Raw genomic sequence first — 14,385 nt, 5'->3', positions numbered from 1 at the left:
GACGGCATCCCCGAGGACCGCCAGAAGCAGGCCGACTACGAGATGGACACCATCATCTCGATGGGCTTCCCCGGCTACTTCCTCGTCGTCGCCGAGTTCATCATGTGGGCCAAGAAGCAGGGCATCGCGGTCGGCCCCGGCCGAGGCTCCGCGGCCGGCTCGATCGTCGCCTACGCCATGGGCATCACCGACCTCGACCCGATCCCGCACGGCCTGATCTTCGAGCGGTTCCTCAACCCCGAGCGCATCTCGATGCCCGATGTCGACATCGACTTCGACGAGCGCCGGCGCGTCGAGGTGATCCGGTACGTCACCGAGAAGTACGGCGCCGACAAGGTCGCCATGATCGGCACGTACGGCACCATCAAGGCCAAGAACGCGATCAAGGACTCCGCGCGCGTGCTGGGCTACCCGTACGCGATGGGCGACCGCATCACCAAGGCCATGCCCGCCGACGTCCTCGGCAAGGGCATCCCGCTGTCCGGCATCACCGACCCCAGCCACCCGCGCTACAGCGAGGCCGGCGAGGTCCGCGGGATGTACGAGAACGAGCCGGATGTGAAGAAGGTCATCGACACCGCCCGCGGTGTGGAGGGCCTGGTCCGGCAGATGGGTGTGCACGCGGCCGGCGTGATCATGTCCAGCGAGACCATCACCGAGCACGTCCCGGTCTGGGTCAGGCACACCGACGGCGTGACCATCACCCAGTGGGACTACCCGAGCTGTGAGTCGCTCGGCCTGCTGAAGATGGACTTCCTGGGCCTGCGCAACCTCACGATCATGGACGACGCGGTCAAGATGGTGAAGGCCAACAAGGGCCTCGACATCGACCTGCTCTCCCTGCCGCTCGACGACCCCACGACCTTCGAGCTGCTCCAGCGCGGCGACACCCTCGGCGTCTTCCAGTTCGACGGCGGCCCCATGCGCTCGCTGCTGCGTCTGATGAAGCCGGACAACTTCGAAGACATCTCCGCCGTGTCGGCCCTGTACCGCCCGGGCCCGATGGGCATGAACTCCCACACGAACTACGCGCTGCGCAAGAACGGGCAGCAGGAGATCACGCCGATCCACCCCGAGCTGGAGGAGCCGCTCAAGGAGGTCCTGGACGTCACCTACGGCCTGATCGTCTACCAGGAGCAGGTGCAGAAGGCCGCCCAGATCATCGCGGGCTACTCGCTCGGCGAGGCCGACATCCTCCGCCGCGTGATGGGCAAGAAGAAGCCGGAGGAACTGGAGAAGAACTTCGTCATCTTCCAGGCCGGCGCCCGCAAGAACGGCTACAGCGACGAAGCGATCCAGGCGCTGTGGGACGTGCTGGTCCCGTTCGCCGGCTACGCGTTCAACAAGGCGCACTCGGCCGCGTACGGCCTGGTGTCGTACTGGACGGCCTACCTGAAGGCGAACCACCCCGCCGAGTACATGGCCGCCCTGCTGACCTCCGTCAAGGACGACAAGGACAAGTCGGCGGTCTACCTCAACGAGTGCCGCCGCATGGGCATCCGGGTGCTCCCGCCGAACGTGAACGAGTCGGAGGCGAACTTCGCCGCCCAGGGCGACGACGTGATCCTCTTCGGCCTCTCGGCCGTCCGCAACGTCGGCACCAACGTGGTCGAGTCGATCATCAAGTGCCGCAAGGCCAAGGGGAAGTACACCTCCTTCCCCGACTACCTCGACAAGGTCGAGGCGGTGGTCTGCAACAAGCGCACCACGGAATCGCTGATCAAGGCCGGCGCCTTCGACTCGATGGGCCACACCCGCAAGGGACTCATGGCGCAGTACGAGCCGATGATCGACAACGTGGTCGCGGTCAAGCGCAAGGAGGCCGAGGGCCAGTTCGACCTCTTCGGCGGCATGGGCGAGGAGACCAGCAGCGAGCCCGGCTTCGGACTCGACGTGCAGTTCGCCGACGAGGAGTGGGACAAGACCTATCTGCTCGCCCAAGAGCGCGAGATGCTCGGTCTGTACGTCTCCGACCACCCGCTCTTCGGCCTGGAGCACGTGCTGTCCGACAAGGCCGACGCGGGCATCGCCCAGCTCACCGGCGGTGAGCACGCCGACGGCGCGGTCGTCACCATCGGCGGCATCATCTCCGGCCTCCAGCGCAAGATGACCAAGCAGGGCAACGCCTGGGCGATCGCCACCGTGGAAGACCTGGCCGGCTCCATCGAGTGCATGTTCTTCCCGGCCACCTACCAGCTCGTGTCGACCCAACTCGTCGAGGACGCCGTGGTGTTCGTCAAGGGCCGGCTCGACAAGCGTGAGGACGTGCCCCGGCTCGTCGCCATGGAGCTGATGGTCCCGGACCTGTCCAACGCGGGCACCAACGCGCCCGTGGTGCTCACCATCCCAGCTGTGAAGGTCACCCCGCCGATGGTCAGCCGCCTCGGCGAGATCCTCAGCCACCACAAGGGCGACAGCGAGGTCCGGATCAAGCTCCAGGGCCCGCGCAAGACCACCGTCCTGCGCCTGGACCGGCACCGGGTCAAGCCCGACCCGGCCCTGTTCGGCGACCTCAAGGTGCTCCTCGGCCCGTCCTGCCTGGCCGGCTGAGCCTCGCGGCACGCGGCAGCGCGAAGGGGCGCACCCATGACGGGTGCGCCCCTTCCATGTGCCTGGGCTTCAACTGCCCTTTAGTTGTGGCCGAAGCTCTTCTGCTTCTTGCGAGCACCATCCGCGGGGCCGCCCTGGATGTGCGACACCGGCGACTCGTGCTCCTCCGCCGGAGGACGCTGCGCGTGCTCGTTCTGCTGAGCGCGGTTCTGCGGGCCGGCCTGCTTGCGGTTCTTGTTCTTGGCCATGGTGATCTGCCTCCTGTGGGGGATCTAGGGGCCAGGGCCGGGACCAGATTCACATACGCTGACATCAGGCGCATGTCGGATAATTACCGTGTGTGACAGGGTCGGTGGGCGCGCGGGATCCACAAACGCCACGCCGAAGATCGAGTTCCGGCCGTTAACCCCCGCGCAGTCGGGCAGACTCGAAGCAAGTCCGAAGCAAAACCTCCCGGGAAGAGGGTGAGTCGCGTGGACCGCTGCATCGTCCTGGTGGACGCCGGGTATCTGCTGGGAGCCGCCGCCAGCCTCCTCGCCGGTGAGCCCTCGCGGTCCCGGATCACCGTCGATCACACCGCACTGATCCAGGCCCTGCGCGAACGCGCGGAGTCCGACACCGAACGCCCCCTGCTGCGCATCTACTGGTTCGACGGCGCCCCCGACCGGGTCCCCCAGCCGGAGCACCGCCGGCTGCGCGTGATGCCCCGGGTCACCGTCCGGCTCGGCGCGCTCACCCGCAGTGACGGACGCTGGGCCCAGAAGGGTGTCGACGCCGCCATGCACGCCGAGCTGACCGAGCTGGCCCGCAACCGCGCCTGCTCCGACGTCGTCCTCGTCACCGGCGACGGCGATCTGCTGCCCGGCATGATGGCCGCCAAGGAGCACGGCGTCGCCGTCCACCTGTGGGCCGTCCAGGCCGCCGACGGCGACTACAACCAGTCCGAGGACCTGGTCGCGGAGGCCGACGAGCGGCGCGTGCTGGACCGGGCCTGGATCACCCAGGCCGTCCGCGCCAAGGAGCTGACCGGCGTCTGCGCCCCGCCGCCCGCGCCCCGCCCGGAGATCGCCGCGATCCTCTCCGCGCCGCTGCCCGAGTCCGCGCTCGCCGCTTCGGCCGAGCGGACCGCCGAACAGCCCGCGCACCCGCCGGCCGCCGCGGGGGCGGAGAACGGCACCCCGGAGCGGGCCCCCGCCGTCAAGGGCGTGCCCACCCCCAAGGACCTGGCCGCGCTGCGCGCACCCGGCACCCAGTCCGTGCAGCATCCGGCGACCGCGACCCTGCGCTGGTCCTCCGACAAGGGCTGGGTCGACCGGCCGGGCGCGGTCTCCGAGCCGCCCGAGGTCGCCTCCATGCCGACGCTGGCCCAGCTCACCACCGCCGAGCAGCGGTGGGCCGACCGGGAGGAGGACATCACCACGGTCGGCGGCGACCCGTACGAGGTGGGGCAGGTCTTCGCCCGCCGCTGGATGTCCCGGCTCGGCGACCCGAGCCATCTCCAGCGGCTGTCGCAGATGTATCCGCGCATCCCGCACCGGATCGACGGGGAGCTGCTGAGATACGCGGCGCGGTTCGGGCTGCTCGCGCACAAGGACGACCAGATCGACGAGCACGACCGTTACGCCATCAGAGCGGGGTTCTGGAGAGAGTTCGACGTACCGGCGGCGGCCGAACAGCACGCGCCCGCCGCCGACTGAATCCCCGTAGCCGCCCCCAAAGGCGAGTAAAGCCCCCGGACCCCGTAGTCTCGTCCCTTGTGAGTACGCGCGCGGGACAGGCACTTCGGTATGACGAGGTCGTACGCGTGCGCGGGCTCGGCAAGACCTACCCGGCCGTGAAGGGCCGGCGGGGCACTCCGGGCACCCCCGAGGTGCGGGCCACCGACGGGGTGGAGCTGGACGTGCGGCGCGGGGAGGTCTTCGGACTGCTCGGGCCGAACGGCGCCGGCAAGTCCACCCTCGTACGGCAGCTCACCGGGTTGCTGCGGCCGGACACGGGCAGCGTCGAGATCCTCGGCCACGACATCGTGCGGCACCCCGAGCGGGCCTCCCGGATCCTCGCCTACCTCGGCCAGGAGTCCACCGCCCTGGACGAGCTGACCGTCTCCCTCGCCGTCGAGACCACCGGCCGCCTGCGCGGCCTGGACGTCCGGCGGGCGCGGGCCGAGCGGGACGCCGTACTGGACGAGCTGGGGCTCACCCCCCTCGCCGGGCGGGCGCTGAAGAAGCTGTCCGGCGGGCAGCGGCGGCTCGCCTGTTTCGCCGCCGCCCTCGTCGGCGAGCGGCCGCTGCTCGTGCTGGACGAGCCGACCACCGGCATGGACCCGGTGGCCCGGCGCGCGGTCTGGGCGGCCGTGGACCGGCGGCGGGCCGAACACGGTACGACCGTGCTGCTGGTCACCCACAACGTCATCGAGGCCGAGACGGTCCTGGACCGGGTCGCCGTGCTCGACCAGGGCCGGGTCATCGCCTGCGACACCCCCGCCGGCCTCAAGGCGCGGGTCGCCGGCGAGGTCCGGGTCGAGCTGGTGTGGCGGGACCGGGCGCCGCTGGACGTGCCCGAGGTCGCCGTCCTGCGCGAGCGGGCCGTGGAGTCCGGCCGGCGCTGGACGCTCCGGCTCGCGCCCGAGGAGGCCCGGGCCGTCGTCGCCACGGTGACCGGCGGGGCCGCGTTCGCCGCCCTGGACGACTTCACGCTCGCCACGCCCAGCCTGGAGGACGTCTATCTGACGCTGGGCGGGGCGGCCCGGCAGGGGCTGGTGCGGGCGTGAGCGCGCGGGCCGCGGAATGCGCAGGGGTGTGCGCGAGAGCCGTACGGAAGAGGAGCAGCTCGTCGTGAGTGTCGTACCCGCCGAGGTTCTGCCGGGCGGTGCCCGGGCCGTGCCGGAGCCGGCGCCCGGCGCGGCCGAGCTCGGGCCGCCCGCGCGGCTGTGGCCGTCGCTGGCGGCCGTCTACCGGGCCCAGCTGTCCCGGGCCCGGGTGGCGCGGATCCCGCTGCTGTTCGTGGCGACCTTCCAGTCCGTCGGCATCACCGTGATGATGCGCGGTGTCGTCGACAGCGGCGGTGAGGCCCAGTCCGTGGTGGCCGGGTCGTCCGTGCTGGTCGTCGCCTACGTCGCGCTGAACCTGCTCGCCCAGTACTTCGGGCAGCTGCGGGCCAGTGGCGGGCTCGACCACTACGCCACCCTGCCGGTGCCGCCGGCGGCCGTGGTGCTGGGCGTGGCGGCGGCGTACGCCTCCTTCACCGTGCCGGGGACCTTGGTGACCGCCGTCTTCGGCTGCGTGCTGTTCGGGCTGCCGCTGGCCAACCTGTGGATCCTGGTGGCCGTCATTCCGCTCGCCGGGGCCGCGCTGGCCGGGCTCGGCGCCGCCTGCGGGCTGCTCGCGCCCCGCCCCGAGCTGGCCACACTGCTCGGCCAGCTGGGCATGTCGGCGGCGCTGCTGCTGGGCGTGCTGCCGGCCGACCGGATGCCGGGGGTCGTACGGCTGGCCCGTGATCTGCTGCCGTCGACCTACGGCGTGGAGGCGTACGCCCGGACCTTCGGGGCCCACCCCGACTGGGCCGTCGTCCTCGCCGACCTGGGGGTGTGTGCGGGTGTCGGAGTCATCTCGCTGGCCGTGGCGACCTGGGCGTACCGCAGGGCCGCCGTCCGGTGACGCGGCGCACGGGACGACCTGGCACGATGTCAGGGTGACCGCACCGCTGACTCCGCCGCCGCACGACGACTCCGCGCACCAGGTCCGGCAGGCTCCGCCGCCTGCCGGGGCACCCGTCGGGGATGGATACGAACAGGACGGCCCCGGCATGAGGACGGAGCTGCGGGAGGCCGCCGTGATCACGGTGGCGGGGGCGCTCGGCGGGGTGCTGCTGGGGCTGCTGTGGTGGTGGCTGGCGCCGCATGTGCCGCTCGTCGGTGACCGGATCGGCAAGAGCTGGGTCGTCTACCTCAAGGACACCGAGGGGGAGCAGGCGGTCGGGGTGGACGGTACGTTCACCCTGCTGGGCCTCGCCTTCGGGCTGGTCAGCGCGGTCGTGGTGTTTCTGCTGCGGCGGCGTGGCGGTGTGCCGCTCGTGGTGGCCCTGGGCCTGGGCGGGCTGCTCGGGTCCTTCCTGGCCTGGCGGCTGGGGGTCTGGCTGGGACCCGAGTCCGACGTGCTCGCGCATGCGCAGGCCGTGGGCAAGGGCGTGACGTTCTCGGCGCCGCTGAAGCTGTCGGCCAAGGGGGCGCTGCTGGCCTGGCCGCTGGCCGGGCTGCTGGTGCACCTGGGGCTCACGGCGCTGTTCGGTCCCCGGGATCCCGAGCCGCCGTACCCGCAGCAGCCGTAGCCGGGGCTCCGCCTGGACCCCCGTTTCCCGTCCGCCCACCCGTCTCGGCCGGCTGAACCAGTGAAGCGGTCAGCCCCGCCCGATCGGTGCCAGTACCGCCTCCGTCAGCTTCGCCAGGTCCCCCGGAGCCAGCTCCACCTCCAGCCCTCTCCGGCCCGCCGACACGCAGATCGTGGCGTGGCCCTCCGCCGAGTCGTCGAGGACCGTCGGCAGCTTCCTGCGCTGGCCCAGCGGGGAGATCCCGCCGCGGACGTAGCCCGTGGTGCGTTCGGCGAGGGCCGGGTCGGCCATGGCCGCCCGCTTGCCGCCCACCGCGGCCGCCAGGGCCTTCAGGTCCAGGGAGCCGGCCACCGGCACCACGCCGACCACCAGCGAGCCGTCCACGTCGGCCACCAGGGTCTTGAAGACGCGGTCGGGGGAGACGCCCATCGCCTCGGCCGCCTCCTCGCCGTAGGACGGGTGGGACGGGTCGTGGTCGTAGGAGTGGACGGTGAAGTCCACGCCGGACGCCGTCAGGGCCACCGTGGCGGGCGTTCCGCCGGACTGCTGCTGTTTCTTCGACTTCTTCGCCATCAGGTCGGCCGGTCTTCCTCAGTTCAGGCTGGTCGGCGTCCGCGTCAGCTCGAACGCGGGCAACGACGGCAGGTTACGGATGATGGCCGTCTCCGCGCGCAGGAGTTTCAGCTCGTCGCGCAGGCGGGAGGCGGTGTCCGGGGCCTGGAGCAGCCGCTGCTTGGTCGGCGTGTCGTGCACCATCGCCGCCGCCACCAGATACGACACCACGCTCGGGTCGTCCGGCAGCTCCGCCCCCGAGGACAGGGAACGCTCCCGGGCGCCGGCCAGGCGCTTCTGGTACTGCCGGAACGAGCGCAGGACGCCCTCGGCCAGCGCGCCGGCCTCGTCGCCGGGCTCCTCCGGCAGCTCCTCCAGTTCGGCGGTCAGGAACGGGCCCGACGCGTCCACGGACAGCAGCCGCACCCGGGTCGTACCGGTCGCCAGCACCTCGAAGGTGCCGTCGGACCGCTCCCGGATGGTCGCCGCGTCCGCCACACAGCCCACCGCGTGGAAGGACCGGAGCGGATCGGGGCCGAAGCCCGCGGCCGGGCCGCGCTCGGGCTGTGCCGTCGGATCAGGCATGCCCGAGGCGCTCGGCGCGACCTCGTGGCCGTCGCGGATGGCGACGACGGCGAACCGGCGCGGCTCGTCCTCGGGGGTCTTCAGCAGCTCGCGCATCATGGCGCGATAACGCTCCTCGAAGACGTTCAGCGGCAGCACGAGCCCCGGGAACAGCACCGAGTTCAGCGGAAAGAGGGGGAGACGGGCGGTGGTCACGGCGCCCCAGCCTAGTGGTCGGTGGCGCAGACGTGTCCGCCGTGCCCGCCGAGGGGCTCGCCGGGGGCCGGCAGGAGCCCCGCCGGGGCGGGCCGCGGGCCGGCCGTCTCCAGGTGCTCGCGCAGCCGCAGGAAGTGGCCGAGCGGGTCCTCGCAGAACCGGTCCCACGGGAAGGACGTGGCGTACGGGCCGATCAGCCGCAGCTGGGCCCGGGCGTCCTCCCGGCGGTCCAGCCGCAGCAGGACGTACAGCAGTTTGTTGCGGACTTCGGCGGGCCACGGGTCGGCCGCCGGGAAGTGGGCGGAGAGGGCGATCGCGCGGTCGGCCGCCGCGTCCAGCCGGGCCCGGGGCACCTGGGGGCCGCAGCCGTCGGTCAGATAGCCGAGCGCCGCCCGCGCGGGCAGGGCCTGGACGAGCGAGTCCGCCGGGGCGTCCTGAGCGGCCCGGTCGGCGAAGTCGAAGCACTCGCGGTGCGAGCCGTGCCAGAAGGTGGCCAGGTAACGCAGTGCGGCCACGTGGCAGCCGTAGTGGTGCGGGGCGCGCCGGACCGCCGCCTCCCACAGCTCCTCGAAGTACCGGTGCCCGGCCCGGGAACCGCGGGCGTGGTCCAGGGCGATCCGCCAGGGCACCGGGTCGCGGTCGTCGGCGCGGGCGGCCGCCGTGATGAACGGGCTCACCTCGCGCAGCAGCTCGGCGCGGGCCGGCGAGGGCCAGACGCGGTCCACCGCCAGCTGGGCGCCCAGGAGCAGCGCGTCGGGGTCCTCGGGGGCGGCCGTGCGCCATTCCTCGAACCACTCGGGACGCGACCGGGCGAAGGCGGCGAGGCGCCTGACGTACCGGTCGCGGATCTCCCACTCGGCCGTGGCCCGGGTCGCGGCCAGCAGCCCGGCCGCGCCGGTGTACTCGCCCCGGCCGGCCGCGACCAGCGCGGGGGACAGGCGGTGGTCGGGCGCGTCGAGCACGGGCTCGTCCCCGGCCGGCGGTCGGCCGGCCGAGCGCGCGGAGCGTTTGGCCATCCGGGTGGGGCGGATGAACGAGGGCAGCAGAGCCATGGTGCCGACCATTGAAAGTCCGCAGGTCGGGGCCGCGCCAGAGGGCCGGGGCAAGTTACGTAAGGTTGTACGGCGGAAGGTCAAGGACCGGTAAAGGTGACCATGCAAGTGTGGCGGAACTGTGTGCTCCGTCCACTGCGACAGCAGCCGGGACGTCTCCTCCGTCAGTTGTGCCCCAGCAGCCGGAGCCGTGTCCTCCGTCAGTTGCGCCCCAGTAGTCGGAACCCTCTCCTCCGTCAGTTGCGCCCCAGTAGTCGGAACCCTCTCCTCCGTCAGTTGCGCCCCAGCAGCCGGACCCGCGTCTCCCGTCAGTTGCGCCGCAGCAGTCGGGTCGCCCCCGCCGCCACCGTCGTCGCCAGGACCCAGCCGAGCAGGATCATCACCGCCGCGAGCCACTGCCAGCCGCCGCTCAGCTGCCACTGGCCGGCCTGGCCCAGGTCGATCACCGGCAGCAGCAGGTCCAGCGTGAACAGCGCCGGGCTCCAGACCGGATGGCCGCCGGGGTTCACCGGCGGATGGTCCGCATGGGCGAAGGTGAGCGTGCCCGCCGCCCACAGCACCGCCATCCACACCGCGGCCCGGCCCGGACGGTAGCCGTAGGCAACCGCCAGGTCCTGGACATATCCCCAGAACTTGCCGGTCAGGGGGAGCGTCTCGCGTCGCCGGCGCTGCTTGGCGAGGAGCACCTCGCGCGCGTCCTCGTCCTCACCGGCGGCCTTCAGCACCGCGGCCAGCCGCTCGTACGGCTCCGGCGCGTACTCGGCGGTGGCCGCCGCCACCCAGTCCAGGCGCTCGGTCAGCGGGAACGGGCCCTTCGGCACCAGGGCTTCGTAGGTGAACCCGCCCATGTGCAGATTGCCCGGGTCCGGCCAGCTGCTCGCGCGGTCCACCAGGTTCTCGATCCGCGCCCCGGACAGCACCACCTTCCCGCGCTGCGGCTTGTCCCCGAGGAAGCGCAGCTCCGGCGCGTGCACCCGGCGCAGCGACAGTTCCTGGTCGTCGCCGAGGACGAACCGGGCCCGCTCCAGGTCGACGGCGTCCCCGAACCGCCCGTCGTCCAGGCGCACCCCGCCCCGGCACTCGAAGCGCTGGATGCGCGTCCCGCGCGCGGGGGTGGTGCCGCTCAGCAGCGGGCTGCCGACGCCGGCCGGGGTCAGGTACAGGGTGCGCTCGACCGTCATCTGGGGGGCGTTCAGGGCGAAGCGGGAGTGCGGATTGGCGAGTTTCGCGCCGCGCAGGCTCAGCGAGACGCCGATCTGGGCGCCGCGCAGGCTGACCTCGCCGTGCGACTCCAGCAGCTCCGCCTGGAGGTCCTGGCCGACGGTCATGCCGTCCGCCGAGATCGACCGTCCGCTGCGGTCGCGGTACGCGATCGCCTGGTTGAGCAGCAGATCCGTGCCGATCTGCGCGTCCGTCAGCCGGACGCCGTTGCGGAACCGGCAGCGCGGCAGGTGCAGGTCGCCCTCGGTGTGCACGCGGGCCGCCTCCAGGCGGGGCACCGCGCAGTCCACCAGCCGTACGGTCGTGAACCGGGCCTCCGGCAGCCGGACCTCCTCGTCGAAGCGGCAGCCGCGCAGCTCCACGTACGGCGTGACCTGGCCGCCCGCCAGGTCCAGCGGGTCGCTGATCCGTACGCCGACGAGCTTCAGCGCGGACACCCGGCCGGCGAGCGCCGGCGGGCCGTCCAGCAGCAGCCAGGCGACGATGCGGGCCCGCACGGTCCGCTCGGGACCCCAGGGGTGTCCGCCGTGCGGATCGTCCACCACGGCGTCGCCGCTGCTCAGGTCGTACACGCTGCCGTTGCGGAAGGCCTGCCACATGCCCGCCTCTGCCGCGGTCAGGTCGTCCGGCAGGTCCCCGGCGCGGATGCCGGCCCCCTCGGTCACCGCTCTCCTCTCCCGGTTCAGTGGTTTTCAGCGGTTTTCGTACAGCCGTTCATGCCCGCTGCGTGACCCCCCGAACACCACACGTGAAGGTGATCTTCCGGGTTCCGGCCAGCCTATGTACCAGTCATTGGCCCACGTTCTGTATCAGCCATTGATACGCGCGGACGGCTCCCGACACCGGTCTGAGAGAATTGGAACTGTGATTTCCCGAATCGATCTGCGCGGCGACGCCCTTCCCGAGGGCCCCGCCCTGCGCGACCTGCTGCCCCGAGCCGACTTCGACGTATCGGCCGCCCTGGAGAAGGTGCGTCCGATCTGCGAAGCCGTGCATCATCGTGGCGACGCGGCGCTGATCGACTTCGCCGAGAAGTTCGACGGAGTACGGCTGGAATCCGTCCGTGTCCCGGCCCAGGCGCTCACCGACGCGCTCGCCGGTCTCGACCCGGCGGTGCGCGCCGCGCTGGAGGAGTCCATCCGCCGCACCCGGCTGGTCCACCGCGCCCAGCGCCGTACGACGCACACCACTCAGGTCGTGCCCGGCGGCTCGGTGACCGAGAAGTGGGTGCCGGTCGAGCGTGTCGGGCTGTACGCCCCGGGCGGCCGGTCCGTCTACCCCTCCTCCGTGATCATGAACGCCGTACCGGCCCAGGAGGCCGGGGTCGAGTCCATCGCGCTCGCCTCCCCGGCCCAGGCCGAGTTCGGCGGCCTGCCGCACCCGACGATCCTGGCCGCCTGCGCCCTGCTCGGCCTGGACGAGGTGTACGCGGCCGGCGGCGCCACCGCCGTCGCGATGTTCGCGTACGGCACCGAGTCCTGCCCGCCCGCCAACATGGTCACCGGCCCGGGCAACATCTGGGTCGCCGCCGCCAAGCGCTACTTCACCGGCAAGATCGGCATCGACGCCGAGGCCGGCCCGACCGAGATCGCGGTCCTCGCTGACGCCACCGCCGACCCGGTGCACGTCGCCGCGGACCTGATCAGCCAGGCCGAGCACGACCCGCTCGCGGCGGCCGTCCTGGTCACCGACTCCGTCGAGCTGGCGGACGCGGTGGACAAGGAGCTGGCGCCGCAGGTCGCGGCCACCAAGCACATCGACGACCGGATCGTGCCCGCCCTTGAGGGCAAGCAGTCCGCGATCGTCCTGGTGGACGGCATCGAGGAGGGCCTCCGGGTGGTCGACGCCTACGGCGCCGAGCACCTGGAGATCCAGACCGCGGACGCGGCCGCGGTCGCCGACCGGGTGAAGAACGCCGGCGCGGTCTTCATCGGCCCCTGGGCCCCCGTCTCGCTCGGCGACTACGCGGCCGGGTCCAACCACGTCCTGCCCACCGGCGGCTGCGCCTGCCACTCCTCCGGCCTGTCCGTCCAGTCCTTCCTGCGCGGCATCCACATCGTGGACTACACGCAGGACGCGCTCGCCGACGTCGCGCACCACGTGGTGACGCTGGCGGAGGCGGAGGACCTGCCCGCGCACGGCGCGGCGATCAAGGCCCGTTTCGGGTGGAAGGTTCCAGAAGGCACGTGACTCGCAACCCCTCTTCGTCCCGTTGGGACGCGCTCCCCATCCGTGACGAGCTGCGCGGCAAGTCCCCCTACGGCGCGCCCCAGCTGGACGTCCCCGTACGGCTGAACACCAACGAGAACCCCTACCCGCTGCCCGAGCCGCTGGTCGAGCGGATCGCGGAGCGGGTGCGGGAGGCCGCCCGCGGCCTCAACCGCTACCCCGACCGGGACGCGGTCCAGCTGCGCACCGAGCTGGCCGCCTACCTGACGAAGACCGCCAAGTACCCGCTCGGCACCGAGAACGTGTGGGCCGCCAACGGCTCCAACGAGGTGATCCAGCAGCTGCTGCAGACCTTCGGCGGACCGGGCCGTACGGCGCTCGGCTTCGAGCCGTCGTACTCGATGCACGCGCTCATCGCGCGCGGGACGGGCACCGGCTGGATCTCCGGTCCGCGGGGCGAGGACTTCACGATCGACCTCGCCGCCGCCGAGCGGGCCATCGCCGAGCACAAGCCGGACGTCGTCTTCATCACCACCCCCAACAACCCCACCGGCAACGCGGTCCCGCCGGAGACGGTCCTCGCGCTGTACGAGGCGGCCCAGGCGGCCAAGCCGTCGATGGTGATCGTGGACGAGGCGTACATCGAGTTCAGCCACGGCGACTCGCTGCTGCCGCTGCTGGCGGGCCGCCCGCACCTGGTCGTCTCCCGCACGATGTCGAAGGCGTTCGGCGCGGCGGGCCTGCGCCTCGGTTACCTCGCCGCCGACCCGGCGGTCGTGGACGCCGTCCAGCTCGTCCGCCTGCCGTACCACCTGTCGGCGATCACCCAGGCGACCGCCCTGGCCGCGCTGGAGCACACCGACACGCTGCTGGGGTACGTCGAGCAGCTGAAGGCGGAGCGCGACCGGCTCGTCAGCGAGCTGCGCGCGATCGGCTACCAGGTCACCGAGTCCGACGCCAACTTCGTGCAGTTCGGCCGGTTCGACAGCGCCCACGAGGTCTGGCAGAAGATCCTCGACCGGGGCGTCCTGGTCCGGGACAACGGCGTACCGGGGTGGCTGCGGGTGTCCGCCGGCACCCCGGAGGAGAACGACGCGTTCCTCGACGCGGTTCGGGAACTGAAGAAGGAGCTGTAAGGCATGGGCCGCGTAGGACGCATAGAGCGCACCACCAAGGAGACGTCCGTCCTGGTCGAGATCGACCTGGACGGCACCGGCCGGACCGACATCGCCACCGGCGTCGGCTTCTACGACCACATGCTCGACCAGCTCGGCCGGCACGGTCTGTTCGACCTGACCGTGAAGACCGACGGCGACCTGCACATCGACTCCCACCACACCATCGAGGACACCGCCCTCGCGCTGGGTGCCGCCTTCAAGCAGGCGCTCGGCGACAAGGTGGGCATCTACCGCTTCGGCAACTGCACGGTCCCGCTGGACGAGTCCCTCGCCCAGGTCACCGTCGACCTCTCCGGCCGCCCCTACCTCGTGCACACCGAGCCCGAGAAGATGGCGCCGATGATCGGCGAGTACGACACGACGATGACCCGGCACATCCTGGAGTCCTTCGTCGCCCAGGCGCAGATCGCGCTGCACGTGCACGTGCCGTACGGGCGCAACGCGCACCACATCGTGGAGTGCCAGTTCAAGGCGCTGGCCCGGGCGCTGCGTTACGCCTCCGAGCGCGACCCGCGCGCGGCCGGCATCCTCCCCTCCACGAAGGGCGCGCTGTAACC

At 72.0% G+C, this 14,385-nt stretch carries 13 protein-coding genes; 8 read left to right on the top strand and 5 right to left on the bottom strand.

Annotated features, from left to right (window positions below; translation table 11 throughout):
- Nucleotides 1-2,550, top strand: a 2,550-nt coding sequence (dnaE, locus tag ACZ7DL_RS16840; RefSeq protein WP_470774916.1) for a DNA polymerase III subunit alpha, incomplete at its 5' end; no start/stop codon positions are given.
- Between the two features lie 80 nt (nt 2,551-2,630).
- On the opposite strand, the gene ACZ7DL_RS16835 is transcribed toward dnaE, so the two are convergent.
- Nucleotides 2,631-2,798, bottom strand: coding sequence for a hypothetical protein (locus tag ACZ7DL_RS16835; RefSeq protein ID WP_470774915.1), 168 nt, complete (start codon nt 2,796-2,798; stop codon nt 2,631-2,633).
- Nucleotides 2,799-3,023: 225 nt separating this feature from the next.
- On the opposite strand from ACZ7DL_RS16835, the gene ACZ7DL_RS16830 reads away from it, so the two are divergent.
- The 4 genes from ACZ7DL_RS16830 to ACZ7DL_RS16815 all read left to right on the top strand — a co-directional run bounded on the left by ACZ7DL_RS16830 (nt 3,024) and on the right by ACZ7DL_RS16815 (nt 6,876).
- The gene (locus ACZ7DL_RS16830; protein ID WP_470774914.1) at nt 3,024-4,247 is read left to right on the top strand and encodes an NYN domain-containing protein; all 1,224 of its coding nucleotides are present in this window, start codon (nt 3,024-3,026) and stop codon (nt 4,245-4,247) included.
- Between the two features lie 59 nt (nt 4,248-4,306).
- Nucleotides 4,307-5,320 carry an ABC transporter ATP-binding protein gene (locus ACZ7DL_RS16825; protein WP_470774913.1) on the top strand — a complete coding sequence of 338 codons (1,014 nt, stop codon included), beginning with the start codon at nt 4,307-4,309 and terminating at the stop codon, nt 5,318-5,320.
- A gap of 64 nt (nt 5,321-5,384) precedes the next feature.
- On the top strand, nt 5,385-6,206 hold the full coding sequence (locus ACZ7DL_RS16820) for an ABC transporter permease (RefSeq protein WP_470774912.1): 822 nt from the start codon (nt 5,385-5,387) through the stop codon (nt 6,204-6,206).
- Between the two features lie 34 nt (nt 6,207-6,240).
- Complete coding sequence (locus ACZ7DL_RS16815; protein ID WP_470774911.1) at nt 6,241-6,876, top strand: AAA family ATPase; 636 nt, start codon at nt 6,241-6,243, stop codon at nt 6,874-6,876.
- 69 nt (nt 6,877-6,945) lie between these two features.
- Here ACZ7DL_RS16815 and ybaK read toward each other — a convergent pair whose 3' ends face one another.
- The 4 genes from ybaK to ACZ7DL_RS16795 all read right to left on the bottom strand — a co-directional run bounded on the left by ybaK (nt 6,946) and on the right by ACZ7DL_RS16795 (nt 11,146).
- Nucleotides 6,946-7,449 carry a Cys-tRNA(Pro) deacylase gene (ybaK, locus tag ACZ7DL_RS16810; RefSeq protein WP_470774910.1) on the bottom strand — a complete coding sequence of 168 codons (504 nt, stop codon included), beginning with the start codon at nt 7,447-7,449 and terminating at the stop codon, nt 6,946-6,948.
- An 18-nt stretch (nt 7,450-7,467) separates the two neighbouring features.
- A complete protein-coding gene (locus ACZ7DL_RS16805; protein WP_470774909.1) occupies nt 7,468-8,208 on the bottom strand; it encodes an LON peptidase substrate-binding domain-containing protein in 741 nt (246 codons plus the stop codon).
- Nucleotides 8,209-8,219: 11 nt separating this feature from the next.
- Nucleotides 8,220-9,260: a hypothetical protein gene (locus tag ACZ7DL_RS16800; RefSeq protein WP_470774908.1), complete on the bottom strand. Its 1,041-nt coding sequence runs from the start codon at nt 9,258-9,260 to the stop codon at nt 8,220-8,222.
- Nucleotides 9,261-9,568: 308 nt separating this feature from the next.
- Nucleotides 9,569-11,146 (bottom strand): oxidoreductase, encoded by a 1,578-nt coding sequence (locus ACZ7DL_RS16795; protein WP_470774907.1) that lies wholly within the window; start codon nt 11,144-11,146, stop codon nt 9,569-9,571.
- 199 nt (nt 11,147-11,345) lie between these two features.
- Between ACZ7DL_RS16795 and hisD the strand changes: the two genes are divergently transcribed.
- From hisD to hisB, 3 genes are read left to right on the top strand one after another with little or no spacing between them, the layout of a single operon-like run.
- The gene (hisD, locus tag ACZ7DL_RS16790; RefSeq protein WP_470774906.1) at nt 11,346-12,671 is read left to right on the top strand and encodes a histidinol dehydrogenase; all 1,326 of its coding nucleotides are present in this window, start codon (nt 11,346-11,348) and stop codon (nt 12,669-12,671) included.
- Nucleotides 12,668-13,786, top strand: coding sequence for a histidinol-phosphate transaminase (locus tag ACZ7DL_RS16785; protein WP_470774905.1), 1,119 nt, complete (start codon nt 12,668-12,670; stop codon nt 13,784-13,786). The genes hisD and ACZ7DL_RS16785 overlap by 4 nt, the downstream gene beginning before the upstream one ends.
- 3 nt (nt 13,787-13,789) lie before the next feature.
- On the top strand, nt 13,790-14,383 hold the full coding sequence (gene hisB, locus ACZ7DL_RS16780; RefSeq protein WP_470774904.1) for an imidazoleglycerol-phosphate dehydratase HisB: 594 nt from the start codon (nt 13,790-13,792) through the stop codon (nt 14,381-14,383).
- Nucleotides 14,384-14,385: the final 2 nt, after the last annotated feature.

Source organism: Streptomyces sp. NPDC036984, assembly GCF_055607665.1.
This window is presented reverse-complemented; position numbering and strand designations above follow the sequence as displayed.

Coding starts and splice junctions, on each gene's coding strand:
- ACZ7DL_RS16835 (WP_470774915.1), bottom strand. CDS start 2,798: ATGGCCAAGAACAAGAACCGCAAGCAGGCCGGCCCGCAGAACCGCGCT.
- ybaK (WP_470774910.1), bottom strand. CDS start 7,449: ATGGCGAAGAAGTCGAAGAAACAGCAGCAGTCCGGCGGAACGCCCGCC.
- ACZ7DL_RS16800 (WP_470774908.1), bottom strand. CDS start 9,260: ATGGCTCTGCTGCCCTCGTTCATCCGCCCCACCCGGATGGCCAAACGC.
- hisB (WP_470774904.1), top strand. CDS start 13,790: ATGGGCCGCGTAGGACGCATAGAGCGCACCACCAAGGAGACGTCCGTC.